The organism is Vibrio hannami, from assembly GCF_029589055.1.
Taxonomy (GTDB): Bacteria; Pseudomonadota; Gammaproteobacteria; order Enterobacterales; family Vibrionaceae; genus Vibrio; species Vibrio hannami.
Map to the genome: position 1 here is coordinate 980675 of NZ_JARQZP010000007.1, position 25322 is coordinate 1005996.

Sequence of the window (25322 nt, forward strand, 5' to 3'; positions counted from 1 at the left end):
AATATGCCTGCAAGTTTTGAGTAAAGACTCCAAAAGTATGATCTGGTCTTACTTGTTGACTTGCTTGATTTGTAGATTACACAAAAAATCACTACAATTTCACAACAAAAATTTCACATTGTGAATTTTACAATAGGCAGGAAGCCATGAGACAAACACAAAGCCTTATCCGAAAGTCCCACTTTTTAGGAACGAAGATACGTAACTTACGGAAACGTAACCATTTAACAATGGAAGACCTGTCTTCGCGATGTGTACGAATTGACCCGGAAAATTCACCATCAGTTTCGTACCTCTCAATGATAGAGAGAGGGAAGCGGGTACCAAGTGCCGATATGTTGGATGTCATCGCAAAGGTTTTTCAGAAAGACGCAAGGTGGTTTCTAGATGATGAGCCAGAGTCTCAGGACATTACACCAAACAAGGGGCGCAAAGGAGGGCTGAGTGGTATTCCTTTGGAACCGAGCTTTTTGTTTTCCAATGATATGCTTCAGATAGCGATTCCCGAGCTGCTTTCTCAGACCGGTGTAACCGGGCGTCAGTTTGCTCAGTTGCTGATACGAGCGTATCAGGAGCACCATCAGAATCATTTTCCCGATCTTGAGCGTGCCGCAGAAGAGGTGGGTTTAAAGCGCATACCGCTAGCTGTCGAAGATATGCTAGATCTTGCGGCTCAGCATGGTCTACAGGTTCATTGGTTTGATGATGCGCCAAAAGAAGTGCTTGACGAACTAGGTGTTGTTAGCCGTCAACTGGTGACTTCTTACTTTGAGCCACCGGGTAAGGTGTACTTAAACACTGTATTGCAAGATTACCCAACAAGGCTGAAATACGATCTGGCAGTCTATATCGGTCACTGCGTTCTACACAATCACGAAGGATTAGCGAGCACATTAACGATAGGTAGTCATACTTGGGGAATAGATGACTCAGTAACCAACGGCTCTCCCGTTAATCCGCAGGACATTCTGACTGCGTGGCGAAGTTTTGAAGCAAGCTTTTTCGCGGGCGCTTTGCTCTGCCCTAAGGTGCCATTCAGACAATTGCTGGACAGACATGGTTATGAGATTGACGTTCACAAAGCGGTTGGTGTTTCTCCTTCTGTTGCAATGAGACGAATGACAGTTGTTTCGCCATACCCGCATTGGCACTACTTTGATGCTCATGCCCTTGGCAAGCTCAAAGCAGTTTATCGCGGTAACGGTATCCCACTGCCCTGGGGCAATATGCGTGAAGTGAACGATCCTTGCCAGCATTGGTCGGTATTCAGGATGCTTTCCGAACCTAAAGATAACTCCAGGGCGCAAATTTCTATTTTAGATGTGAACGATGAGCCGAGGCTCTATTGTTGTGAGTCGATAGGCGTGGTCGATCCTGCAGGAAATAATCGGGTTTTATGTGCTGGTTTGGACCTCAACCCCGCAATTGAAGCGCAAGGTCAGAGCGCAAAAGAAGTTGCCAGTGAAATGAAACAACTTTGCGTTAACAATGGTGGAGAAGTCATTATTCCGAGGCATATTAAGAAAGAGCTCGCTTCCGTAGCTAAGATCTTGAATATAAACTGGATTGGTCGTGGAATTGATAAACAAGCCAGACTTATTTGCTCCCGCGGCAATGTATGTCCAAGGAAGCCAAGTTGCTATGAATCAGTTCGTTAAGTTAGCCCTGACCATACTGTTGGCCTTATTCGCTTTTGTTGCTGGAATGATGTATTGCGAGCGGGAGTACAATATTGAATCTTTTTCGGACAACATTTACCTGACAAAAAGTAATCAGGATACTGGCTTTATCGAGTTCCTTGAAAGAAACGACGACAACGTTGTTTTTATCAATGGTTATCTAGATGCAAGTGTATCGACCGAAGAAAATGGCATTGTGCAGGAGCAATGCGAGATTGATATCGATGAATTAATCGCGCGAAGTGGTCATCAGAGAATATTTCCAATACCTCGATATGGAAACCTGGATGAGCTTCGTTGCTACGAAACAGGATTGGTACTGGATCTCAATGAAGAAGCTATCTATCAACCCAGTTTTGGTGGCACAGGTATTGTTATGATTCGATTCAAAGGATTTTTTGAAGTATTTTCTACCTATCATTCTGGGCCAAGTATTCACTATCATCTTAAAGCTGTTAGTGTCCCTTTTAATATAAGGTATAGTAAATAACACTTTGTTTGAAAAAGGGCTTGGAAGGTACGATGAATTACTACATATATGTGCTTAAGAATTTTGCTGTATTTGAGGGAAGGGCACGTCGTAAAGAATACTGGATGTTCTTCATTTTTAACTTGCTTTTCTCCTTTGCTTTTCAGGCAATAGACCGCACGATGGGCACGGTTTATCTTGGTCTGATTTATAGTTTAATTGTTCTTGTTCCAAGTATTTCCGTAAGTGTTCGCCGGCTACATGACACAGACAGGTCTGGTTGGTGGGTGCTTATTTCACTAATACCAATAGTGGGCTTTTTGATCTTACTGTTCTTTATGGCACTAGACGGGCAACCTGGTCACAACCGTTACGGTTCAAATCCTAAGCAGTGGTAAAACAGCACAATGATCGTTGCGGAAACTGAGCGTTTGATAATCCGTCATTTTGAGCTGTCAGATACAGACTACATCCTGAAGCAACTCAATGAGCCGTCGTTTATTTTGAATATTGCGGATAAGAATGTGCGCTCATCAACTGATGCCAAAAACTACTTAATCAACGGCCCGGTTGCCAGCTATAACAAGGTTGGATTTGGACTTAACATGGTTATTCATAAAGAGAGTGGGGCAAAGATCGGAATGTGCGGTCTGGTTACCAGAGATGAGTTAGATCACCCCGATTTAGGTTATGCATTCTTGCCTGAGTTCTGGGGACAAGGGTATGCTTTGGAAGCATCTAAAGCGATATTGGATGATGCAAAAGCCCGTGGACTCACCTCTGTACTGGGCGTTACTCTGCTTGAAAATCAACCATCCAACAGGTTACTTATCAAGTTGGGGTTCAGTTGGGTCGGTGTAATTCAATTGTATGGCAGCGATAATAATCTTTATCAACTGACCCTCTAAGAAGGATAAATCGCCAGTCCCAATTTAGGGGAATGGCGATCGATTCGTTGAAAACGCATCCTAGGATTGTCTGAATAGAATCGCTTAGAATCGCTTAGAATCGCTTAGAATCGCTTAGAATCGCTTAGAATCGCTCAGGATAATCTGAAAATATCGCGTCTACCTCGCGTAACAGAGCGAATTTTTCCGGCTCATTTACGGTAAAGCACCAGATTTGGCAGCTCATTTTTCTTAACAAAGAAATCTCGTGGGCTGTAGTTGTCTGATAGTTAATGTGACAGTTGTTAGCGCCTGTTTCTCTTATCAGTTCTATGTCTTCTGTGCTAAGTTTATCGGTAATTACCCCAAGGTTATATTCCGGGCACTTACTCGCCAGCACTTTTATTACTGACGGAGCAAAGCTGGATAGTACGACAGTCTCGTAATCGATTTGCGATATATCCAGCAACCGGGCAAGCTCTGTAACCACCGGCTCAGCGCAATCTGTATCGAGCTTAATTTCCAGGTTCAGCCTGAGGTTGTGCTTTTTAGAAATCGCTAACAGCTCTTCGAGTGTCAGTATTTTTTCACCTTTAAATTCAGGTGCAAACCAACTGCCGAAATCAAACGATTGCAGCTCTTCAAGAGAGTGGTGATCAACTCGGCCTGTGCCGTTACTGCATCTGTCGATGGTGTGATCGTGGCAGACAACTAACCGACCATCTTTTGTGGGCTGAATATCGACTTCCACCCATCTTATTCCTTCACGAATTGCGGCTTCAAGGCTGGCTTTGGTGTTTTCAGGATAGCGGCCAGCGATACCCCGGTGCCCTATAATTATTGGCTTCATCATTCTATTTCCTTAATCTGCCACAATTAGCTCAACCTGATTGGTTGTGCAAAGAGATTCAAATTCTGATGTTGATTCATCGACAAACAAGCGCTCCATTTCAGATAGCCTGCCACTGACAATAGGGGCATATCTGCCGGGTTTAGACTTATCTGCAACCAACCAGCACTCGTAACTCTGTTCGATAATGGCACGGGTCAAGTTGGCTTCTTCTGGCGTAAAGTCGAGAAGTTCTCCCTTCTCACCCAGTCCACCTACACCAAATATTCCGATTTTAATGTTGAACTGACGGTAAAAGGAAGTAGTGGATTCACCAACAGTATCTTCGTCCGATGTACGGACAGCGCCACCAGCTAAATAAGTAGAGATATTAGGGTTGCGGCTCAATGTTAATGCCGCATTGATGTTATTGGTGATAACCGTTAAACCCGGATGATCCAGTAGTGCGTTGGCGACATGTTTCGGAGTGGTTCCTATACCAAGAAAAATGCTGCTTCCTTCAGGTATTAACTCCGCTACTTTTTTGGCAATTCTCTGCTTTGCCGAAACATTTAACAGCTCTCTGTTGGTAAAGGAGAGATTGTCGTTTGCACTTGGAAGTGAGATACCACCATGAACGCGCCTGACCAGACCTTGGTCGCTAAGTTCGTTCATATCTTTACGAATGGTTTGAACAGAGACATTAAATTTGTCCGAAAGCAGAGAGCTGGACAGTACGCCATGGCTCTGCTGAAGGTAATTCAAGATCTCTTTTTGTCTGGAAGATAAACCCACAAATCATTCCTTAGTGCTGAGTTACTTTTTTAACTGGAGTTAGACGCTTGCCCTGTAAGTCAAACAGGTGCAGATTATCATGGTTTATATAAATATTAAGGGGTACATCCAGAGTAAAATCAACTTCCGGTGTTACTGCTATAAAAGGCTGACCTTCGATTTTTCCATGAACAAGCTGGTTTGGTCCGAGAGGTTCAATGACACTGATGTTCAGCTCTAGTTCTAACGAACCGGTTAATGGCTGTGTCTCTGCGTGCTCTGGTCTAATGCCCAGAACCACTTCCTGATCGAGTCCGGTGAATTCGGGAACAGGAATTGCCTGACCATTAACCAATAGTTCACCGTTTGAGAGTGTCGCAGATAGGAAGTTCATCGCAGGGCTTCCCATAAAGCTTGCTACAAAACGGCTGGCAGGCTGGTGGTAGACCTCTGAAGGTGTGCCAACCTGTTCAATTTCACCCTGGTTCAGCACCACGATACGATCGGCAAGCGTCATGGCTTCAACCTGATCGTGAGTCACGTAAACACTGGTTACCCCTAGCTCTCGTTGGAGCTTCTTAATTTCTAAACGCATATGGGCGCGAAGTGCTGCATCAAGGTTTGATAAAGGTTCATCAAACAGAAATAGCTGAGGATCCCGCACGATAGCGCGTCCCATTGCTACGCGCTGACGTTGTCCGCCGGAAAGCTTTGAGGGTTTTCTATCCAGGTATTGTTCAATCTTCAGTGTTTTAGCTACGCCCTGAATCTTCTCATCAATCTTTTCTTTCGCTACGCCCCGGTTTTTAAGGCCATAAGCAAGGTTGTTATAGACCGTCATATGAGGGTAGAGGGCATAGTTTTGGAATACCATCGCAATGTCGCGTAGCGCCGGCTTTTCCGTATCAACACGGAAACTGTTCAGGTGAATTTCTCCACTATTTATGCTTTCAAGACCGGCGATAGAGCGAAGTATCGATGACTTACCACATCCGGATGGCCCCACAAGAACAATAAATTCCCCGTTAGCAATATCGAGGTTGATGCCTTTTACTGCCTGGTGGCCATTTTCGTAAGTTTTTACTAGTTGTTTAATTTCTAACATTTTAATAATCCGATATTTCTATTTTTCGCTCTCGACCAGTCCTTTTACGAACCAGCGTTGAAATATAATGACGACCAGTACAGGTGGAAGCATGGCAAGAATGACCATGGCAAAAGCGTAGTTGTATCTTGGGTCGGGAGTTTCGTTGATGTTCGCCAGTATCTGCTTGATACCCATTACAATGGTGTTGTAGCTCTCATCCGTGGTCATCATGATAGGCCACAGGTATTGGTTCCAGCCGACAACAAACATGATGATAAAAATAGCGGCCATCATGGTTCGGGAAAGTGGTAGCAGGATATCGACGATGAATCTTAATGGGCCAGCATTATCCAGTTGTGCGGCTTCAAGCAGTTCATCCGGGATCGTTTTGAAAAACTGGCGGAAGAAGAAGGTCGCGGTTGCCGATGCGATAAGCGGGATAATAAGTCCTGAGTAGCTGTTTAGCATCCCGAGACTGGAGACAACCTCATAAGAAGGCATTATTCGCACTTCGAGCGGCAACAGCAGAGTAACAAAGATCAACCAGAACCAGGCGCTGGCATAGGGTAATCTGAAGTAAACAAGTGCATAGGCAGCACACATTGAGATGATGATTTTACCGATGGCAAATCCAAGCCCCATGATCAGGGAGTTGATGATCATGGTTTTGGCAGTTACCCCAGATGAGAATCCCTGATCGGTGTTCCATGCTCTGTCATACACTTCTACCAGCTGATCCCCTGGCAGCCACTGAAGGCCTTCAGTTAATAATGTGCTTGAGCTATGTGTAGAGCTGGCGAATATCAGCCAGATAGGCAGAAGCATGATAATCGCACCCAGAATAAGGATGATATGATCACTGATTTTGTTCGATTTCATGGTCTTATCTCCTTAGTAATGAACGCGTTTTTCAACAAAGCGGAACTGTAGGTAGGTCAGGCCTAGCACAAGAACTAGTAACACTACAGACTGCGCCGCACTACCGCCCAAATCAGCACCAACAAACCCATCGGTAAATACCTTGTATACCATTGACGTCGTTGAGCCACCTGGTCCGCCTGCGGTCATCATGTCGATCACACCGAAGGTATCGAAAAACGCATAAGTCAGGTTGATAACCAGAAGGAAGAATCCAGTAGGTGCTAACAACGGGAAGGTGATAGTCCAGAAGCGACGGTTGTCACTGATGCAGTCGAGCATTGAAGCTTCTTTTACCGCATAAGGTATGGATTGAAGTCCTGCCAAAAAGTATACGAAGTTGACTGAGATCTGTTTCCATACCGATACGATTACTAGTACTGTGATGGCATGTGTCGAGTTGGTCTGGTAGCTGAACTCAAAGCCTATTGCTTTAAACAGGTCGACAAAAACGCCGATATGCGGATTGAAGATAAAGGTGCCCATCATTCCCGCTACCGCAGGAGCAACAGCGTATACCCAGGTAAGAGTTACCTTATAAACGCTTTGACCATGGATGATATTGTTTGCTTTTACTGCCAGTAGTAACGCAATCGCCAGAGAGAAAAACGAGACTAGCAGAGAATAAAACAGAGTAAATCCGACAGACTTTAAATATTCTTCTGATCCAAAAAGCATGGTGTAGTTTTCAAACCAGACAAAGGTAGATGACATTCCCCATGGATCTTCCAGCATAAACGACAGATAGAACGCTTGTGCAGCGGGGTAGATGAAGAAGATCGCAATAATTAAAATCTGCGGAGCCAAAAACAGGTAAGGCAATGGTGTATGTCGGAATTGTTGACGACGTTCCACAAGGACTCCAATTGAAATATTGATTCAGAAATTACAAAAAGGCCTCACTCTCCATAGAATGAGGCCACTGGGTTTACTTATTTAACCGTGCGAGCAAAACGCTTCAGAAGTTGTTGTGCTTCAACATCGATTTTCTTAAGGCTTGGCTCAACTTTAGATTCGCCAGCGAAGATTTTATCTGTTTCGCGGTACATCACTTCACGAATCTGAGGGTAGAAACCAAGACGGTAACCATTTGTCCACTCACCACCGTGAAGGCTTAGCTGTTTAACGCCTACTTCAGCATCCGGGCTATCGTTGTAGTAACCAGATGCTTTTGTTAGCTCATATGCAGCGTTAGTTACAGGAACGTAACCAGTCGTTTTGTGCCAGTACATCTGTACTTCTGGGCTTGTCAGGTAGTTAAAGAACGCTGCAACGCCTTTGTCTTCCGCTTTCTCATGACCAGATAGTGCGAACAGAGCAGCACCACCGATAAAGGTCACACCCGCATCTTTGTTTACTGACTTCCAGTATGGCAGGTAAGTGGTGCCAAGATTGAAATCTACGCGGTCACGCAGACCACCAAATGAACCTGAAGAACCGATCCACATAGCCACTTCTTTACGCTCAAAAGGAGTTTGGTTTGCTGACCAGTCCTTACCGTAGTACTTGTAGTAACCTTTGTCAGACCACTCTTTCATTTTGTTGAAGTGCATCTGAAGGTTAGCGGTGTTGTACATAACCTTGGTAGCTGGCGCATCGTAACCGTTGTTTTTGTCAGCTAGCTGCTGGTTGTGACGCGATTTAAAGTTCTCGAAAAAGATCCAGGGAGTGTGTGATTGAGAAAATGCAGCATGACCTTTTTCTTTTAGTTTTTTCGCTAGAGATTCCATCTCTTCGTAGGTTTTTGGCGCATCTACACCCGCTTCTTTTAGCATGTCGCGGTTGAAGTAAAGAACTGGAGTTGAGCTGTTAAATGGCATACCTACCATTTTGCCTTTGCTGTCCGCGTAAAAGTTACGCACGCCAGCCAGGTAATCAGTAGAGTTAAAGCCGTAGCCGGATTCGATCATGATATCTTGTACAGGCTTTGCTACGCCTTTTGCATTCATGATTGTTGCTGCACCGGCATCGAATACCTGAAGAATGTTTGGTGCTTCGTTTGCACGGAACGCAGCGATACCTGCAGTCAGTGTTTCGGTGTATGAGCCTTTGTATACAGGTACTAGTTTGTAGTCATCCTGAGACGCGTTAAAATCCGTTGCGATTTTGTTCACTGTCTCGCCAAGCTGACCACCCATCGCATGCCACCAGGTAACTTCAGTTGCTGCCAAAGCTGAACCAGATACCATTGCTGACATCAGCCCTGCAATCCATAGTTTTTTCATTGTCCTTTCCTTTGTTAGTTAAGGTTTAGTTTCGTGCGAGTGTTTTGGTGTTTCGTTTGATAGGTATTTTTAAGCTAAAAGATGACAATTGTGTTTCGTTCGAGTTGATTTTTGATGAACGATTTATTTAGGATTTCTTTAACAAGACATAAGCGAGGCGAAATGAAGTTATAGGGGACTATGTTTATTTGGATTGCTGTTAAGTTATAGATTTCGCAAAAACATCATGGGATTAGCTGTTGATTACGTTACCACTATTAATATAAATGAAATTTATGATAAAGCATTTGTGGTATTACGTTGATGAATTGTTAATTTGCAAGCGATTGTAAAACCACAATCGTTATTAATTAGCTTATAATTAGCAAAAAGGAATAAGGTAAACGTTTTTATTTATATATTTGTTGGTAATTCGTACTATGTATGCTTACATTCAACCTGGTTTTTTTGCCTTATGTCAGCAAGTTCAGATCCCTTAAACAAGAACTACCCACGCGATGTTAGTTTAATTTCCACTACCGAGCCTTCTAGTCATATTACTTTTGCTAATGAAACCTTTTGCGATGTCGCTGAGTACCAGAGCGATGAGCTAGTGGGTGAAGCTCACAACCTTGTCCGTCACCCGGACATGCCAAAAGCCGCCTTTGCTCAGCTGTGGCAATATATTCAGTCCGGTAATAGCTGGATGGGGCTGGTGAAGAACAAGTGTAAGGGAGATAAGCACTACTGGGTAAACGCCTTTGTTACCCCTATCAAAAACGAAAAAGGCGAGATTATCGAATACCAATCAGTCAGGACTAAGCCTGAACCGGAGCAGATTGATAGAGCGGCAGAGCTGTATAAAAAAATAAATCAAGGTAAGACGCCTAAAATGCGTCGTTATTCTTCGATTAACACTAACCTGGCTCTTGGCATTGCTTCTTATACAAAGTTTGTGGATGCTTGTGGCGGTCGAACCTGTCTATTTGGGCATAATAGGTTCGGTGTTAAGTGCCGCATTATTAGCAAACGGGTTTAGACTTAGTAGCCGATTCAGTAAAATTAAATCTCTCGCCAACGACTCTTATTCTAATCCGTTAATGGAAGAACCTTATACTGGACACTTTGATGACTTCTCTCAGGTTGAACTGGCATTACATATGAGAAAAGCAGAGCTACGTGCAGTGTCGGCTCGAGCTTCAGAAACGACATCGAAGATATTGATCTCAGCAGAAGACAGTTATGGCGATGCGCAATCTATAGAGCAGAGCTTAAACCAGCAGTTTGCTGAAACAGAGCAGGTTGCGGCTGCAGCTGAAGAGCTATCTCACTCAATACAGGAAGTATCACAAAGTGCACAAGAGGCGTCTCAGGCAACGGAAGAGGCAACGGAAGAGTCTCAGAAGGGGCAGGAAAGCCTGTCTCTTACCATTGATGTGATCGAGAAACTGGCATCTGAGCTTGATAGCTCTAAGCAGGTTATTAACCAACTTGCGGAAAACAGTAAACAGATAGAGTTAATTCTTGATGTGATCAACGGCATCTCAGAGCAAACAAACCTACTGGCGCTAAACGCGGCTATTGAAGCTGCGAGAGCGGGCGAGGCGGGAAGAGGATTTGCGGTGGTAGCGGATGAAGTACGGACATTGGCACTTAAAACTCGCACGTCGACAGATGAAATCTACACTATGATTTCTAATTTACAGGAAACCGCTGATGATGCTGTTTCTCTAATGGGTAAAGGTCAGCAGCTGTCCGTAGATTGTCGCGACAGAGCGAATGAAACCAGTCAGGTACTAACGAATATTACTTCTAAACTTCAGTCAGTGAATGACAACAGCCATCAAATCGCGCTGGCAGTCAGTGAACAGGTAGGAGTAACAGAAGAAGTAAACCAGAACGCGGTAAGAATTAAGAACCTGGCAGATGACACATTGAGCGTGTCTAAAGGTTCTTTGGATAAATCGAGTAAACTGGTTGAAGATGTCGATGCCATGAATCGACTAATAAAGCACTTTTTGGTTTCTTAACTCTGTTTCGTATTGGCAGCGTCGAGCAGCTAAAATAAGTTAGAAAAGCAGCAGTTATCCTGCTGCTTTTTAACATCAGTTTTTAACAACCTCTGTGTATACAGCTTCTTCGCTTTGAGGCTCAAATACATTCATGATTAAGCCTTGTTCTTCAAATGTAAATATGGCTGTCGCTAAGGTATTTTCTTCGTCTGGGTCGTCAGCAGCTTGCCTGAATATCGGCAGTACATCGTGGTGCTTATCGCGCAATATCTTTAAACACACCTGACTATCAAACGCTTCTTTATATGCATAACCAAGCTCTTCCATTCGAATTTGTCGTGATGCCGAAGACTCAGTGATTATCTGAGGCACAAAATCTAAATCATGGTGAACCAGATGGTTCGCATGAACCACAACAGGACATGCCTCGATAGAGGAAACCTTCTGGAATGGCGCTTCAATACTCAGTGCTTTTTTATAAGTCAGGTCGGCAACGGTGTAATGGAAAGCGCCGCTTCGGGTGCTGGACTCAAGTGCCGAAATGAACGCTTTAAAGTCTTTGGATTCTAGCAGAGAGCGGGACATGACCATTCTTGGTAAACCCACTTGTTTATCGGTTAAACGAATGTTGTTTACGGTAAAAGCTAATCCATGTTCGTTCATAGCAAACGAATGGCCTGGGATAGAGGCCGGATATACAAAGGAAGTAAAGTCGGTGGACTCTGCCATCCTGGCTTTGAGTAAGAACACATGTTCTTTCAGTTCCGGGTCACCATCTTCGTTATGTGCAACTAAGGTCAATTCGCTTTGAGTAACACCAATCGAGGTACAACCTTCAGGTATACAGTTAACAAGATCTCCACGGCAGTTCCATAAAAGGATGTCCTCGAAAGGCTGACTGGCCCCATCCGCAATTCCCTGCAACTCAGCAAAAATGCCCGGACACTTTAATTCAACTAGTTTGGTGACCTCATTAAACCAGTCCGATGATTTCCATCGGGTTAGCTCTTCAAAACCTTTGGAAGGTTTGATATGTCGATCAAAAATATCTTTTGATAATTGGCCAATCCTTAGGCCTAGCTCGTAATGATTCCCGTCAAACTCTATTGTTTTCATACTGTCTTTTTATCTAACGTTATTCCGCTAAACAGGAATAGTACAAGTAGACGGTGATAATTGACAGTTATACTTTTTGCCTGGTTTCTTTAACAGGTGAATGAACTCTTCCGGAATAAGGGGCTTGGATAAGTAATAACCCTGGCCATATGTGCACCCATGTTTATCAAGATAAGTTTTTTGTTCTAAAGTTTCGATTCCTTCCGCAACAACGTCAATATTTAAATTACCAGAAAGCGCGATAATGGCTTTTACTAGTTCTGCATCTTTCTCTATATAAGTCGGATCGTTAACGAAGCTTCGGTCTATCTTGATTCCATCTAACTGGAAGCGCCTTAGGTAGGCCAGAGATGAATAACCGGTCCCAAAATCATCTAACCACACCTTTACACCATCGCTGCGTAGCTCGTTTAAAGTCACCATTGCTTCATTTTCATCTTTTAATAGAAGGCTTTCGGTAATTTCAACGTGAATTCGCTTTGAGTCAATAGCGTGCTTATCTAGCATGTGTCTAATGTGATTGGCGATATTGTTTCTATAGATCTGATTAGCTGACAGATTGAAAGCGATATAAAAATCATTTGGAAGAAAGCTCTCCCAGGTATTAAGTTGCTTACAAACTCGCTCTATCAACCAATTCCCTATTGGGATAATCATGCCTGTTGCTTCCGCAATCGGGATAAACTCTGCGGGTGAAATTAAACCTAGTGTTGGGTGTTTCCATCGAACCAGCGCTTCGGCACCGACGATTTGGTTCGTTCGAAGTCGGGTTTGCGGCTGGTACCAGAACTCAAACTGTTCCAAGTCGTCTAGCGATTGTCTCATTTCTCGCTCTAACAAGGCGCGACGGGCGACGATTTCACTCATTTTATCATTGAATATCTTAAAGCTATTACCACCCTCGAATTTTGCCTGGTACATGGCTATATCAGCACTCTTGATCAACTCTTCTGCACTATTTCCTGAAGTAGGATAAGTAGCAACACCAATACTCGCGCCAACCACAAATTGTTCCTGACTTATCTGGATAGGTGTACAGATATCTCGTAGCAATAATTCTATAAAACGCGCTATATCATGTTGGTGATGGGCATTGGGCAGGTAAACCAGAAACTCATCACCACCAACACGGGAGATCATATTTTTATTTACCCAATGTTTGTTTGGTCTTAAACCACCGTAGAGCTGAAGAGTGGCTTCAAGGCGACTGGCTATCTGAATCAGGAACATATCGCCTTTTTTGTGCCCATAGTTATCGTTGATAGCCTTGAAGTTATCCAGGTCGATAAATAGTACAGAAAATGGTTTTCCTGGTAACGCGGCCATCTGGTCGTTCACATACTGAGTAAAGTTTGTACGATTGGGGAGCTTAGTGAGATGATCATGAAATGCGAGGAAGGATATCTTCGCTGTTTTTCGCTCTAATTCCTGAGACATATCAGAAAACGCGATAGCCAGTTCACCAAACTCATCGGAACGTTTTACATATGATAGGTTTTGACCAGCTGAAAAATTGGTGTCCGCTATTTGCTTAGTATGTTGAATGAGCTTGGTTATCGGATTACTTATTGAGCGTGCAATAATAACGGCAAATCCAACCGAAAATAGGAAGCTCAATGCAGCGACCGTCCCCATGCTTAAAAACAGTTTTTGACGAACTTCATTTTTAAAGCCATAAAATATATTCGAGATGTTGCCTATACTTTGATTAATTTCGTCCAGAGAATACTCAATATAAACACCCCCAATAATCTTATCCGCAACCATAATAGGCTGTGCACTGCCAAAGCTTTTGTCTGAAAACTTGTCGTAGTGTTTACCTTGTTCCAGAACAGCGGAAAGAACTTCCTGATTATTGAATTTTTCGCCGAAATTGAATAGCCACTTGCTGCCATCATGGAACGTGGAACCGTTAGCATCAAAGACAATAATTTTAGAGATCTTATTGATATTGAGCAGAGGCTCGATCAGATATTGGGCCTGATCTGGGTTGTGATTATACAGGGGGTCAAAAAGAGCGAATGCAAGATAGTCAGACATCTCTTTAGCCTGCTCGACGACAGCTTGCTTATAAGCGTCAAGTGAACGCTCGGTAACTTGGCTAAATAAGTCGCTGGAATGCTTTTGGGCCAGGTAATAATAAACCGCTGTACATGATATGACGGTGGTCAGAGATAAAAACAATGAAAACAGTATGTATTTACCTTGAACTTTAAGTGGAAACATTTTTATCCGCCTTATTAGTATATGGTTTCAACCACAATTTCGTGTAGTTTTTCTATTGGCGTAAACAGTTCGCTCCTCTCATTTAAAGGTTCGAATTTCTTAGTTTCCTGGAAGGCTTCTAGTGCGCTTTTCCCATTTGCTGTTTTGTGCGCATTGAGGAGTACGGATGTTATCTCTTCCTTGATCGGTCCGGTTAGTCTAGGGCTATATAGAATGATACTCCGTGGAACAGGAATACTTCGGTGGATGACTTTTAGCTTGCGCTTGTATGAAGGTGGGACAATAGCTGGATCTTCCCAGTCGTGATTACTGAACACTCCAGCGTCTACCTGTTTCCTGTACACCCATGAGGAGATACTCTTTTCACTTGCGCGTATCAGCTGATCCTTAACAAACACATAGCCAATTTCATCATGTTTTACTGTATCTTGAACGGAACGTAATTTATTGAGTTTGAATTCGTTGTTGATCAATGTAGCGACAGGAATAAAATAACTTGAAGTTGATCCTTTGTCTTCGAACGCAATTACTTTTCCCTTCAGATCGTTAAGGTTATCTATGCCTGATTCCTGATGTGTGAAGAAGACAGAATGATATTGATCTACCCCTTTTTCCCACCTTAGTAGCTCCATTTTTGCACCATATTCTTTTTGTAGGGTAAGGGCAGAAAAAATGGTTTCGGTTACAATATCCACCTCACCTGATTGTAGCCATTCCCCCATCTGCTCCTGGCTGCCGTTGACCCTTACTTCAACTGAGTTAATACCAAATTTTTCAAGATGCTCGGAGAGATAGATAGCGAGTGGGTAGGTTTGCCTGAGATATGTTTTTGCTTTGTTGCTGACAACGCCAATGACCAGTTTGTGTTCCTTATGAGTATCATGGGCGTGAGCATTAGACGTTGAAAGCATAAGAAACATCAGACAGGCGAGTAAAATAAGACTGAATGTTCTATTTGTGGATTTTTCACAACATGAGTTTCGCATTTGCTTGAATCTCCCAAAATAGGTTACATCATATACATCCGGGATATGTCTTTATTGGGATGTATTTACCGGGTAGATTCGCAAACTTGATTACGATATGAAATAGTTTTTTTGTTTCACGAAGTAACAATCGATTAGTGTGAGTAAATTTTGGACAAAGGTCTCTTTAACTGATTGATTAATGAGACCTTGTTTGGAGGTGTAATTGGGCTTTTTTTAGGCTTATTTCAATAAACGTGCTTTGAATTTACGCCCTTTTAATTTGCCTTGCTCTATCGTCCGAAGTGCTTTTTTAGCGACACGCTTATCAACTGCGACGTATGAGCGCATTGCGAACAGGTTGATTTTTCCTACCTGACTGCCTTCTATGCCGTTTTTGCCTGTCAGTGCACCGAGGATATCACCAGCCCTCACTTTTTGCTTTTTGCCTCCTGCAACTTCAATCGTTTGCATTTTGGCTTCGAACGTCGGCTTAGAGAGTACATCATCGGATGGTAATGCTTCAGGCTCAATTGGCATATCCATCAATTCATCGATCATCGCAACACGGTACATCTCTTTATCACTGAATAAGCTGCAAGCTATTCCGTTGTTGCCCGCTCGACCGGTTCTACCAATTCGATGAATATGAACTTCAGGGTCTCTGGATAGCTGGTAATTGATCACCATGTCCAGGTTGTCCACATCAAGGCCTCGTGCGGCAACGTCGGTAGCGATAAGCACCGAGATACTTTTATTCGCAAACTGTGCCAGAGACTGGTCTCTGTCTCTTTGCTCCAGGTCTCCATGAAGGTCGATAACATCAAAGCCTTGATGATAAAGCGTTTCTGCTACGTCCTGAACTTCACGCTTGGTGTTGCAGAAGATGACGGTAGACTCTGCCTGATAGTGAAGAAGTAGTTTTTTAACCGCGATGAGTCTTTCTTCCTGGCTCTCAACCTTAAAAAACTTCTGCTTAATGCTTATTTCTGTGTGCGTAGACTCAACTTTCACTAACTCAGGAGTCGTCATGATCCGATTTGCAATCGTTTCTATTTGTTCTGGGAAAGTCGCACTGAACAGCAGGGTTTGCCTTTTCTTTGGTGCACTGTCAATGATGCTATCTAGTGCTTCCTGAAAACCCATTTCCAGCATTCGGTCTGCTTCATCCAGTACCAGTGTGTTAAGCTCAGAAAGATCAATTCGACCTTTTTCGAGGTGATCCAAAATTCGGCCAGGGGTTCCTACAAGAATATGCGCGCCATGCTCTAACGAGCCGATTTGAGGCCCCATTGGCATACCACCACACAAGGTGAGCACTTTAATATTGTGGATACTTCGAGCCAGTCGACGTATTTCTTTGGCAACCTGATCCGCTAACTCTCTTGTTGGGCACAACACCAAAGACTGAACTCGGAATCGTTTCACATTGAGGTTGGACAATAAGCTCAATCCGAACGCTGCTGTCTTCCCTGAGCCTGTTTTGCCCTGACCAATGACATCTTTTCCGTCTAACATTAACGGAAGAGATTGCATTTGGATGGGGGTCATATCGGTATAACCCAGAGATTCAAGGTTCTGCAAAAGCGCGGGAGATAGGGGAAGTTGAGTGAAAGCAGTCTGGCTCAAAGGATGTTCCTTCTTAGCGTACGTTTTATTGAGTACGTTTGTATAGAGTAAATTTTTATAGAGTACATAGATTTGTGGCCGTGCAAGATAGCGGTAAACGCTTCAAACTACAAGCACGACCAAGCTTTATCCTAGTCCGATAGATAATATTCTACGGTTGTTACGACTCTAACCTTCTTGATATGCGGATTATTTCTGTCACGAGGGCGAATGCTGAACTGTCCCTGATAGGCTTTTTTGATTTTTCCCAGGCGACTTTTTGAGTCTGTAGCAAACTTTTCAGCCACGGCTCTGGCATTTTTAGTCGCTTCCTCAATCATCTCTGGCTTCACTTCGTTGAGGCGGGTAAATAAATACTCGGCTTGTGAGTCATAACCACCGCCGGTGAATACAATGCCTTGTTTTCCGAGATCAGACAAAGTACTCATTACTTTTCTTACCGTTTCTATGTCTGAAGAATAGACGGTCACGGTTTGAAATGCGGTATAGCGATAAGCCGCATTAGGATCGCCACCATATTGCTGAGCGGATTTGTCAGTGATAGAGGGGGCTGACAAGGTTATCTCATCTGCATTAATACCGTTATCAGTTAAAAAATCACGGATGCTGGAAGATTGCTGATCGATCGTTTTGTACAGCGAAGCAAGCTCATTATCCGCAACATTAAAGCGGATGGGCCAGATAACGATATCGGCTGAGTATTCTTTTTCAGATAGACCTTTTACCGAGACCGTTCGTTCATACAGTTTGTACTCTATTGCAGCACTAGAGATAAAATATCCAAGAATACCCAGGCCCAAACAGATAAATATGCCTAGTATCGCCTGAGCGGGAAACGCTTTTTGATTCATAAGGCTTACCTTAATTAGTTGTCGTTCTTTAGATCTTCCAGTGGAAGCCAGTTAACTTTTACACCAGCCTGTAAGAACATATCCTGACTTATCTGAATTTTATCTCCCCAGCGAGATAAAAAATCCGGTTCTTGTTCCGGGCAGTGAACAGCAGCTATGCCAGTCTGGATTATCTTTGCTGCACAGTTAGGGCAGGGAAAATGAGTTACCCAGATATCACAACCGTCTAAATCTCTTTTCGCAAATAGGATGGCGTTCTCTTCAGCGTGAAGCGTTTTTAAATACTTCATTTCACGTTCATCCGTCATAGCGCTATCTGAAATCCCGTGAGGGTAGCCGTTAAAGCCAACGGACACAATACGGTTTTTCTTTGTAATAACCGCACCAACCTGAGTTGATGGGTCTTTACTCCAGGAACCGACAAGTTCAGCCATCTGGTAGAAACGTTGAGACCACTTAGAAATCATTTATTCCTCCTGGAAAGGTATAATTTTACTCAGTAATTTGAATATGTGATCTATCCTAAATTATTCTAGTTAAGTTCGACAAATTAATTTTGTGTATAAAAGCAGAATCTGTACGCCTAAACTAACTGATATAACCTTTTTGGTCGGCCTCCAGTGTTATAGTTCAGTACCAGACGTATTACGCCTTCAGACTCCAGAAATTCCAGATATCTTCTTGCGGTAACTCGGCTGACATTCATTTTTTCGCCGATATCGTAAGCGGAAAATTCTGATAGCTGTTCCGTCATTAGAATATTCTTTAAAGTTTCGAGAGTTGTCGCGTCAATTCCTTTTGGCGTTTGTCTATGGGTTTTAGCGGGTGATTTCCGAAATAGCTGATCGATTTCACCTTGATCGACCATATGTGACTCACCAAGTTGTAACCTGAAGCTATGGAAGTCTTCCAGCGCTTGTTGGACACGGGACATCCTTATAGGCTTTACCAAATAATCGCTGACACCAAGGTGGACTGCTTTTTCAATAACGGCGCTGTCCCTTTCTGCCGTTGTCATGATGAAGTCACACTGGGCATTTTGTTCTCTTAACTGACGAATTACGTCCAGTCCGCTGCCGTCGGGTAGCGTAATATCAACAAAAACCAGGTTGGGCCGATATAGCCTGAACTGAAGAAGGGCTTCTGCACAACTCTCACTAATAGCGACCACTTCAAAATTCGGATGCTGGTTGATGGTAGACTCGAGGGTGTAACTTGCCCTAACGTCGTCCTCTAATATCATAACGGTGTGTTTACTCATCATTTTCTACCGAGCTTTTGTTCAAGTAAATGCTAAAAAGAGTGGTTTGGTTTTCTGTTCTTTCCCAATCGATACTACCATCGAAATAGTCAACAAGCTGTTTTACCAGATATAGACCAATACCGCTTTGTTCTGTGTTGGTTTTTGAGGTCACACCAAACTCCAAAATATGATCGGATATGTCCTTGGCTATTCCTCCACCACTATCTTCGACTTCAATAATCAAATGGCTACTACGATCACTCAAATAGATGGAGATCTCTGGTGGTGTATTTTCACGATTTTGCCAGGCCGCGAGCAGAGCGTTGTCGAGCAAGTTTCCTATCATGGTCACCAGCTTTTCCGAAGTGTTCTTTTTATAGCTGGAAAGGCTGGTATCAGCATCAAGGTGATATTTTACCCCTATATCGGATGCGCGATTGAACTTGGCAAGCAGTAAGCTAGCGATTGCGCTATCGGAGACCGAAAGTACGATACTTCCTAAGACATGTTGGTATCTATCGGTTTCTTGTTGGATAAAGTCGATGGCATCATTGTATTTTTCGGTTTGCAGTAGTCCTGAGATAACGTTGAGCTTGTTTGAGTACTCATGGGTTTTGCTTCGGAGGATTTCTGAATAGCTCTTCAGGTAATTTACTTCGCGCTCAAGTTCATTCTGATTCAGATTCGGAAAAAATACGATGGCGTGTCCAAGGGAACCTTTAGTTGTGTTTATCGGGTATATATTTGCGCGATAGTTAAGTTTACCAATACTAAAATACCCCTGATGAAAATGAGTCTGACTAGACAGAACCAAATGACTCAAAGGCACAGAATAGTTTGAAAGGGGATGGCTCAAATAGTCGTTTTTATCTGAGGTAGAGAGTGACAGCATCTTGATCGCACTGTTGTTAATGGTAGTGATGTTCATGTCGTTGTCGATAGCGATCATAGCGTCTCGGATGCTGTCGAACACCATCTCATGTTCCCTGAATTTATTGACTATATATTCCGGCTCGTAATCAAGGAAGGTTCGTTTCATCTTGTATAGAAAAGCGATTATCGTCCCAAGGCCAAGCAGATAAACGACAATTATTAAAAGCCCGATTTCGCTAAACTCATGCAATAGCATACTGGTTGTTTTAGATGATAAATAGCCTATACAGATAGCACCTATCACTTCTCCGTTTAGACGGATAGGAGAGAAATTACGAATGGCTTCACCAAGTGAACCAGAATCCAGACTGCTATACTCTTTGCCTTCCCTTAAAGCGGGGAAGATATCGTCACCGACAAAGTGTTTACCAAGTCTGTCTGGCTTAGGGTGGGTCAGGCGTAGTGCGTTTTTATCCACCACTACAATATAAGACGCGTCAGTACTCTTTCGAATATCTTCTATATATTCCTGAAGCTCAAATTGCTGATTATTGTTCTTGGCATTCACCGCGTTTATGACCACGGGATTGTGAGCAAGTACTCGGGCTAACTCAAGCCCCCTAGCTTCAAAGCCTTGTTGGTGAGAGGCCTGAAGCATCAACAAAATTGCTGTTGTGACAATAACTCCGATTGTAGAGGATGTTGCGATGGTTGATATTGCCAGGTAGCTCTTAAGCTTCATTTACTGCCTTACTCATCAAAAATTCATTAGTTTGCTTTATAAGGCGATATTATATCTTGAGTAAGGTAATAAATAATTGTTTCGAGTCAGTAATTTACATATTTATCAAACGTATCAGTAATGGCGTTTACAAAAGTTTCAAAAGTGGTAGTTACTTACAATGGATGCTCACTCTAAATCCGATTTTTTAAGAGTTGTTAGACTATCGTCAGTCAAATAACTATTAAGGATTTAACATGTTGTATCTTGAGTTTCTATTCCTCTTGCTCATGTTGTACATGGGCTCACGCTATGGTGGTATAGGTCTCGGTGTTGTTTCTGGCATCGGGTTGGTGGTAGAAGTATTCATCTTCAGAATGCCTCCAACTTCACCACCAGTAACCGTGATGTTGATAATTCTGGCGGTGGTTACCTGTGCTTCTATTTTGGAAGCGGCGGGTGGTCTGAAGTATATGCTTCAAGTCGCTGAGAGAATTCTGCGTAAGAATCCGAAAAATGTCACTCTTATTGCCCCTTTTGTTACCTACACAATGACATTTATGTTGGGTACGGGTCACGCAGTCTATTCAATTATGCCTATTATTGGTGATGTTGCATTGAAGAACGGTATTCGTCCTGAGCGCCCTATGGCGGCGGCATCTGTTGCTTCTCAGATTGCAATTACAGCATCACCAATATCTGCTGCGGTTGTTTACTATTTGGCGCAACTGTCGAATATTCAGACTGATCTAACACTGCTTTCTATTTTGATGATAACAGTACCTTCAACGCTTGCGGGTACCTTCCTGATGGCACTTTACAGTGTACGTCGTGGTAAAGAGCTTGAAGATGATCCTGAGTATCAGCGTCGCCTGAAAGATCCTGTGTGGAGTGAAAAGATTCTGAAGACAACAGCGACGACACTGGATGAAGTACTACCAGCAGCTGCACGTAATTCTGTATTTATCTTTATCGCGGCTCTGCTTTCGATTGTCGCGGTTGCGATGATGCCAGAACTAAGAACGATTGTTGAAGGTGAAAAGCCAATCAAGATGTCGGTTATCATCCAGATGATGATGTTGGCGTTTGGTGGTGTGATACTTTTGGCGACTAAAACCGACCCACGTAAAGTACCGGAAGGCGTTGTATTTAAGTCTGGTATGGTAGCGGCGATTGCTATCTTTGGTATCGCGTGGATGTCTGATACCTACTTTAAATATGCGCTTCCAGAGTTTAAAGAAGGCATCATCGGTATGGTAACTGACTACCCTTGGTCATTCGCATTTGCTCTGTTTATTGTGTCGGTAGTGGTTAACTCTCAGGCAGCAACAGCGCGTATGATGTTACCGGTTGGTTTGGGCCTTGGGTTAGATCCTGCACTGCTTATCGGTATCATGCCTGCGGTATATGGTTACTTCTTTATTCCGAACTACCCATCTGATATTGCGACTGTTAACTTTGATTCGTCGGGTACGACTAAGATTGGTAAGTGGTACTTTAACCACTCCTTTATGTCAGTGGGTATTATAGGTGTGGTGTCTGCCTGTATTGTTGGTTATCTGCTTGGACAAGCTTTCATAGGGTAGGTAACTGATTTAATACTACTACTAATAATTAAGGTCGCTAAATGCGACCTTAATTACCTTATGCTTCGATAGTATGAGTGAGACATCTCCTGGCGTGCTTACCAACGCGCTCAATAACTTTGTTAACCGCTTCATTTTGGGTTAATCCTTTAAAGCCGCTAAAGCTCCCAACACCTGATGCAAGGTTTCCCTGTACCTTGTATGCGCCTCCATTCTGGGGATTTGTGACGACGACAGCACCGTCACCTTCAAACTCTATACGAGTAAATTTTCTAGCCATAACTTGCCTCTTTTGAGATCTAATTTGTTTTATCTGTTTTAAAAACGACATCTTAATATCAATGTGTTTCATATAAAGGATAGCAGCTATTTTTCAATTATCTACTACTTAAGGGTTAGAAATTGCATGAATGTATAGTTTTTTATTTTCAGTGATAGGGTGGGTGAATGCATTGCAATAAAACCCCTGCTGAACTGATTGTTTTGCAGGGGTTTTATTCGGCTAATAATTATTCACTGATAAATTTATGCGCTATCTGGCTCTGTCTCTCCTGCGGTTTAAACTGGCCGAACCTTGGTAAAAACTTATCCCAATCAATAATATGGCTATTGATCTCCGGGCCATCAATACAGGCGTGTTTTCGAACCAGCTTTCCATCCAGCATAACGGGCACCATACAAGCACCACACATGCCTGTTGCATCTACCATGATGGAGTTAAGGCTGGCGACACACTCCACTTTGTAGCCCAGAGTCTGATCACTAACAGCGCGCATCATCAAAGGTGGGCCGATAGTAATCACTTCTGAGATAGGTTCTCCGTGTCCGGACTGATGTTGTTTCAGCCTTTCTTCCAAAGGTGTGGTGACAAAGCCTTCTATACCGAAGCTTCCGTCGTTACTGGTATAGATAACTTCCAGTAACTCAGGGTAGGTTTCGCGCAGGTTCTCAACTTTATCTCCGGGCTCGGTCCAGAACTTCTGAGCTTCACCCTGAAACCCGAGATTAGAGTGACTTTATTGCCGATTTCCAGATGCGCTCGCATGATTGGGTGCACAGCAGGCAGGCCAACACCACCAGCAGTAAAGTAGACTCTGTGATTGTCCTCATGCTTCACGACCTTGCTCGGTTGCCCCAGAGGGCCAGCGATGGCTTCAAAGCAATCACCTTCCTGCATCTGATTCATTAGTTTAGAGCTGCTACCTAAACCTTGAACAACCAGTTCAATGGTTCCGGCATCGGCATCCCAATCGGCAAGGGTTAGGGGAATAAGTTCTCCTTTTTCATCGAGTAACACACGGACAAATTGTCCGGCTTTTGCTGAACGCGCGATAAGCGGTGACTGGATAGTAAACTCGACAATCTCATCGGTAAGCTGTCTGCGCTTAACGATTTTGGCAGGTAGCTGACCTAAATCGGTGTAATGACTGGCTTTGTTGACCAGATTCATCACTTCGCGATTGTTGAACTCAATACCTTTCATTATCTCTTTGGCCGCAGCCTGGCCATCACCAGCAGCTTTGATAGCTGTAGAGCCACCACGGGTTGCGTCACCGCCACTAAATACGCCAGATATTGAGGTCTCTTGTGAGCCTTTGTTTAGAAGCAATGTTCCCCATTTTGAGGTGTTCAGGTCAGGGTTTGCATCCTTAACAATTGGGTTTGAGCTGTTGCCCAGCGCCATAATCGCAAAGTCAACCTTCATCTCTTCAGTTTCACCGGTTGATTGCGGACGTCTGCGACCAGAAGCATCTGGCTCTCCCAGTGCCATAACATCCAGTACGGCACTTTTCAGGAAGTGTTTCTTGTCGCCATTGAACACCGTTGGTGCGCGAAGCTCTTTAAGCTGAATACCTTCTTCCAGTGCATGATGAAGCTCTTCAACCCTGGCTGGCATTTCCTGCTGGGTACGACGATAAACGATAGTGACGTTAGCGCCCAGTCGACGAGCGGTACGGGCTGCGTCCATTGCCGTGTTACCACCGCCGATAATCATGACTTGTTTATCTTTCATATCGGGCATTGGTGTTTCGTAGTCCGGTTCGTTGGCGTGCATCAGATTAACGCGCGTCAGGAACTCATTCGCTGACATAATGTTCAGCAGATGCTCTCCGGGTACATTCATAAAGCGGGGCAGGCCTGCACCTGTACCAACGAATATACGAACAAATCCAGCGCGTTTCAGATCTTCCAGTGTTGCTGTTTTACCAACAATATAGTTGGCGACAAAGCGGCCTCCCAATGCTTTGATTTTTTCAACGACATCATCAACAAGTTGATTAGGTAGTCTGAATTCAGGAATACCGTAGCGAAGTACGCCACCAAGGACATGGAATGCCTCAAATACAGTGACAGGGTAACCCTCTTTTGCTAGCAAGTAGGCGTTAATCAGGCCAGAAGGGCCTGAACCGACAATCGCTACTGGCGGCCTGCTTGCTGCCACCCAAGGGTTGCATGCAACGGCTTCTGGTGGCGCTCCATTGGACAGCTCACGTTCACGTTGCGGTAGGAACCATTCCAACTGACCGATTTCTATCGGTCTATTGTTATGGGTACATACCCCCTGGCATTGCAGTTCCTGAGGGCATACTCGTCCGGTTACATTTGGTAGTGGGTTGGCATCGCGTATCAACTCAAACGCAGCTTTGAAGCGCCCTTCACCCATCAGGTTAAGCACTTGTGGTATATGAATTTTAACCGGGCAGCCGCCGTCATTTTCTTCAGCGGGCTCACCATTCCGATCACATTTTGGAACACCGACTTCACAAGGTCTGTCTTCACACTGTTTGTCTCTGATGACTTCAAGCCAGACGAACAGTTCGACTTCGCGTAGCGTATACCCCAATCCCATATAACCAAGGTAGCCCTGACTAACAAGATCGAAGTCTTTTCGCCTCTCTTCTGCAGGTCTGACATACGGCGGGATGTTATTTGATCCCGGCCAGCCAGCGGAAAGACCCTTGAACATTGGATAACGCTCTGACAGGTGAGTATCTAACGCTTCGACAAAAGCACGTTTTTGTTTTAGTGGCACTCGCCAGAGGTAACGTTGCAGAGTGACACTCAGGTCATCACCGACAAGCAGGAGTTCCCATAGCTTATTGGTGAACTCAGCACTGAGGTTGCCACGTTTTAAGGTATCTCTTATAAGCTTCTGGCTCTCCTCGATAACCATCTGCTGAAAACGGCGTGGATTCTGCTCCATCCGTTTTAGCATCAGTTCTCTTTGAGGCTGATTTAGAACAGTGGTCAT

Annotated in this window: 24 protein-coding genes; 7 read left to right on the forward strand and 17 right to left on the reverse strand. The window is 43.7% G+C overall.

The genetic code is table 11. The features are described 5' to 3' along the window. Positions 1–146: 146 nt before the first annotated feature. Genes P7F88_RS18900 through P7F88_RS18915 form a run of 4 tightly spaced genes read left to right on the forward strand, consistent with a single transcriptional unit; the run spans position 147 to position 3056 of the window. A complete protein-coding gene (locus P7F88_RS18900) occupies positions 147–1658 on the forward strand; it encodes a DUF3612 domain-containing protein (RefSeq protein ID WP_277827275.1) in 1512 nt (503 codons plus the stop codon). Beyond that, positions 1642–2169 carry a hypothetical protein gene (locus P7F88_RS18905; protein WP_277827277.1) on the forward strand — a complete coding sequence of 176 codons (528 nt, stop codon included), beginning with the start codon at positions 1642–1644 and terminating at the stop codon, positions 2167–2169. Before P7F88_RS18900 ends, P7F88_RS18905 begins: the two co-directional genes overlap by 17 nt. 32 nt (positions 2170–2201) lie before the next feature. Then, entirely contained in the window at positions 2202–2546 is a 345-nt protein-coding gene (locus tag P7F88_RS18910; RefSeq protein ID WP_277827279.1) for a DUF805 domain-containing protein, read from the forward strand. Positions 2547–2555: 9 nt separating this feature from the next. After that, positions 2556–3056: a GNAT family N-acetyltransferase gene (locus tag P7F88_RS18915; RefSeq protein ID WP_277827281.1), complete on the forward strand. Its 501-nt coding sequence runs from the start codon at positions 2556–2558 to the stop codon at positions 3054–3056. Positions 3057–3180: 124 nt separating this feature from the next. Here the strand turns inward: P7F88_RS18915 and P7F88_RS18920 are convergent, their stop codons facing one another. The 6 genes from P7F88_RS18920 to P7F88_RS18945 all read right to left on the reverse strand — a co-directional run bounded on the left by P7F88_RS18920 (position 3181) and on the right by P7F88_RS18945 (position 8868). Next, positions 3181–3885 (reverse strand): glycerophosphodiester phosphodiesterase family protein, encoded by a 705-nt coding sequence (locus P7F88_RS18920; RefSeq protein WP_277829228.1) that lies wholly within the window; start codon positions 3883–3885, stop codon positions 3181–3183. Between the two features lie 12 nt (positions 3886–3897). Then, complete coding sequence (locus P7F88_RS18925) at positions 3898–4659, reverse strand: DeoR/GlpR family DNA-binding transcription regulator (RefSeq protein ID WP_277827283.1); 762 nt, start codon at positions 4657–4659, stop codon at positions 3898–3900. Between the two features lie 10 nt (positions 4660–4669). Next, positions 4670–5743: a sn-glycerol-3-phosphate ABC transporter ATP-binding protein UgpC gene (gene ugpC, locus P7F88_RS18930; RefSeq protein WP_277827285.1), complete on the reverse strand. Its 1074-nt coding sequence runs from the start codon at positions 5741–5743 to the stop codon at positions 4670–4672. A gap of 18 nt (positions 5744–5761) precedes the next feature. Then, positions 5762–6604 (reverse strand): sn-glycerol-3-phosphate ABC transporter permease UgpE, encoded by an 843-nt coding sequence (gene ugpE / locus P7F88_RS18935; protein WP_277827287.1) that lies wholly within the window; start codon positions 6602–6604, stop codon positions 5762–5764. Between the two features lie 12 nt (positions 6605–6616). After that, complete coding sequence (locus tag P7F88_RS18940) at positions 6617–7498, reverse strand: ABC transporter permease subunit (protein WP_277827289.1); 882 nt, start codon at positions 7496–7498, stop codon at positions 6617–6619. A gap of 77 nt (positions 7499–7575) precedes the next feature. Beyond that, positions 7576–8868 (reverse strand): extracellular solute-binding protein, encoded by a 1293-nt coding sequence (locus tag P7F88_RS18945; RefSeq protein WP_277827291.1) that lies wholly within the window; start codon positions 8866–8868, stop codon positions 7576–7578. Positions 8869–9322: 454 nt separating this feature from the next. Here P7F88_RS18945 and P7F88_RS26495 point away from each other — a divergent pair, with 454 nt between their 5' ends. Continuing rightward, a complete protein-coding gene (locus tag P7F88_RS26495; protein ID WP_422128236.1) occupies positions 9323–9886 on the forward strand; it encodes a PAS domain-containing protein in 564 nt (187 codons plus the stop codon). Positions 9887–9947: 61 nt separating this feature from the next. Beyond that, positions 9948–10877, forward strand: coding sequence for a methyl-accepting chemotaxis protein (locus tag P7F88_RS26500; RefSeq protein ID WP_422128238.1), 930 nt, complete (start codon positions 9948–9950; stop codon positions 10875–10877). A 75-nt stretch (positions 10878–10952) separates the two neighbouring features. Here P7F88_RS26500 and P7F88_RS18955 read toward each other — a convergent pair whose 3' ends face one another. The 8 genes from P7F88_RS18955 to P7F88_RS18990 form a co-directional block, all read right to left on the reverse strand. Beyond that, on the reverse strand, positions 10953–11975 hold the full coding sequence (locus P7F88_RS18955) for a C45 family autoproteolytic acyltransferase/hydrolase (protein ID WP_277827293.1): 1023 nt from the start codon (positions 11973–11975) through the stop codon (positions 10953–10955). 27 nt (positions 11976–12002) lie between these two features. Then, a complete protein-coding gene (locus P7F88_RS18960) occupies positions 12003–14201 on the reverse strand; it encodes a putative bifunctional diguanylate cyclase/phosphodiesterase (RefSeq protein WP_277827295.1) in 2199 nt (732 codons plus the stop codon). A 14-nt stretch (positions 14202–14215) separates the two neighbouring features. Beyond that, a complete protein-coding gene (locus P7F88_RS18965; RefSeq protein WP_277827297.1) occupies positions 14216–15112 on the reverse strand; it encodes a phosphate/phosphite/phosphonate ABC transporter substrate-binding protein in 897 nt (298 codons plus the stop codon). A 297-nt stretch (positions 15113–15409) separates the two neighbouring features. Then, positions 15410–16795, reverse strand: a complete 1386-nt coding sequence (gene dbpA / locus P7F88_RS18970) for an ATP-dependent RNA helicase DbpA (RefSeq protein ID WP_277827299.1) — start codon at positions 16793–16795, stop codon at positions 15410–15412. Positions 16796–16926: 131 nt separating this feature from the next. Beyond that, positions 16927–17646 carry an SIMPL domain-containing protein gene (locus P7F88_RS18975; protein ID WP_277827301.1) on the reverse strand — a complete coding sequence of 240 codons (720 nt, stop codon included), beginning with the start codon at positions 17644–17646 and terminating at the stop codon, positions 16927–16929. A gap of 14 nt (positions 17647–17660) precedes the next feature. Further along, positions 17661–18113, reverse strand: coding sequence for a dCMP deaminase family protein (locus tag P7F88_RS18980; RefSeq protein WP_277827303.1), 453 nt, complete (start codon positions 18111–18113; stop codon positions 17661–17663). A 116-nt stretch (positions 18114–18229) separates the two neighbouring features. Next, a complete protein-coding gene (locus P7F88_RS18985; protein WP_277827305.1) occupies positions 18230–18907 on the reverse strand; it encodes a response regulator in 678 nt (225 codons plus the stop codon). Continuing rightward, the gene (locus P7F88_RS18990; RefSeq protein ID WP_277827307.1) at positions 18900–20504 is read right to left on the reverse strand and encodes an ATP-binding protein; all 1605 of its coding nucleotides are present in this window, start codon (positions 20502–20504) and stop codon (positions 18900–18902) included. Before P7F88_RS18990 ends, P7F88_RS18985 begins: the two co-directional genes overlap by 8 nt. 236 nt (positions 20505–20740) lie before the next feature. On the opposite strand from P7F88_RS18990, the gene P7F88_RS18995 reads away from it, so the two are divergent. After that, on the forward strand, positions 20741–22069 hold the full coding sequence (locus tag P7F88_RS18995; RefSeq protein WP_277827309.1) for an anaerobic C4-dicarboxylate transporter: 1329 nt from the start codon (positions 20741–20743) through the stop codon (positions 22067–22069). A gap of 58 nt (positions 22070–22127) precedes the next feature. Here P7F88_RS18995 and P7F88_RS19000 read toward each other — a convergent pair whose 3' ends face one another. From P7F88_RS19000 to P7F88_RS19010, 3 genes are all read right to left on the reverse strand, one after another. Further along, positions 22128–22349, reverse strand: coding sequence for a hypothetical protein (locus P7F88_RS19000; RefSeq protein ID WP_277827311.1), 222 nt, complete (start codon positions 22347–22349; stop codon positions 22128–22130). Positions 22350–22578: 229 nt separating this feature from the next. Next, complete coding sequence (locus P7F88_RS19005) at positions 22579–22926, reverse strand: iron-sulfur cluster-binding protein (RefSeq protein WP_277827312.1); 348 nt, start codon at positions 22924–22926, stop codon at positions 22579–22581. Between the two features lie 20 nt (positions 22927–22946). Continuing rightward, entirely contained in the window at positions 22947–25322 is a 2376-nt protein-coding gene (locus P7F88_RS19010) for an FAD-dependent oxidoreductase (RefSeq protein WP_277827314.1), read from the reverse strand.

What these genes read in the sequence shown, in the direction of transcription:
- P7F88_RS18900 (WP_277827275.1), top strand. Translation starts at nt 147, where the DNA reads ATGAGACAAACACAAAGCCTTATCCGAAAGTCCCACTTTTTAGGAACG.
- P7F88_RS18905 (WP_277827277.1), top strand. Translation starts at nt 1,642, where the DNA reads ATGAATCAGTTCGTTAAGTTAGCCCTGACCATACTGTTGGCCTTATTC.
- P7F88_RS18910 (WP_277827279.1), top strand. Translation starts at nt 2,202, where the DNA reads ATGAATTACTACATATATGTGCTTAAGAATTTTGCTGTATTTGAGGGA.
- P7F88_RS18915 (WP_277827281.1), top strand. Translation starts at nt 2,556, where the DNA reads ATGATCGTTGCGGAAACTGAGCGTTTGATAATCCGTCATTTTGAGCTG.
- P7F88_RS18920 (WP_277829228.1), bottom strand. Translation starts at nt 3,885, where the DNA reads ATGAAGCCAATAATTATAGGGCACCGGGGTATCGCTGGCCGCTATCCT.
- ugpC (WP_277827285.1), bottom strand. Translation starts at nt 5,743, where the DNA reads ATGTTAGAAATTAAACAACTAGTAAAAACTTACGAAAATGGCCACCAG.
- ugpE (WP_277827287.1), bottom strand. Translation starts at nt 6,604, where the DNA reads ATGAAATCGAACAAAATCAGTGATCATATCATCCTTATTCTGGGTGCG.
- P7F88_RS18945 (WP_277827291.1), bottom strand. Translation starts at nt 8,868, where the DNA reads ATGAAAAAACTATGGATTGCAGGGCTGATGTCAGCAATGGTATCTGGT.
- P7F88_RS26495 (WP_422128236.1), top strand. Translation starts at nt 9,323, where the DNA reads ATGTCAGCAAGTTCAGATCCCTTAAACAAGAACTACCCACGCGATGTT.
- P7F88_RS26500 (WP_422128238.1), top strand. Translation starts at nt 9,948, where the DNA reads ATGGAAGAACCTTATACTGGACACTTTGATGACTTCTCTCAGGTTGAA.
- P7F88_RS18955 (WP_277827293.1), bottom strand. Translation starts at nt 11,975, where the DNA reads ATGAAAACAATAGAGTTTGACGGGAATCATTACGAGCTAGGCCTAAGG.
- P7F88_RS18960 (WP_277827295.1), bottom strand. Translation starts at nt 14,201, where the DNA reads ATGTTTCCACTTAAAGTTCAAGGTAAATACATACTGTTTTCATTGTTT.
- P7F88_RS18965 (WP_277827297.1), bottom strand. Translation starts at nt 15,112, where the DNA reads ATGCTTTCAACGTCTAATGCTCACGCCCATGATACTCATAAGGAACAC.
- P7F88_RS18975 (WP_277827301.1), bottom strand. Translation starts at nt 17,646, where the DNA reads ATGAATCAAAAAGCGTTTCCCGCTCAGGCGATACTAGGCATATTTATC.
- P7F88_RS18980 (WP_277827303.1), bottom strand. Translation starts at nt 18,113, where the DNA reads ATGATTTCTAAGTGGTCTCAACGTTTCTACCAGATGGCTGAACTTGTC.
- P7F88_RS18985 (WP_277827305.1), bottom strand. Translation starts at nt 18,907, where the DNA reads ATGAGTAAACACACCGTTATGATATTAGAGGACGACGTTAGGGCAAGT.
- P7F88_RS18990 (WP_277827307.1), bottom strand. Translation starts at nt 20,504, where the DNA reads ATGAAGCTTAAGAGCTACCTGGCAATATCAACCATCGCAACATCCTCT.
- P7F88_RS18995 (WP_277827309.1), top strand. Translation starts at nt 20,741, where the DNA reads ATGTTGTATCTTGAGTTTCTATTCCTCTTGCTCATGTTGTACATGGGC.
- P7F88_RS19000 (WP_277827311.1), bottom strand. Translation starts at nt 22,349, where the DNA reads ATGGCTAGAAAATTTACTCGTATAGAGTTTGAAGGTGACGGTGCTGTC.
- P7F88_RS19010 (WP_277827314.1), bottom strand. Translation starts at nt 25,322, where the DNA reads ATGACCACTGTTCTAAATCAGCCTCAAAGAGAACTGATGCTAAAACGG.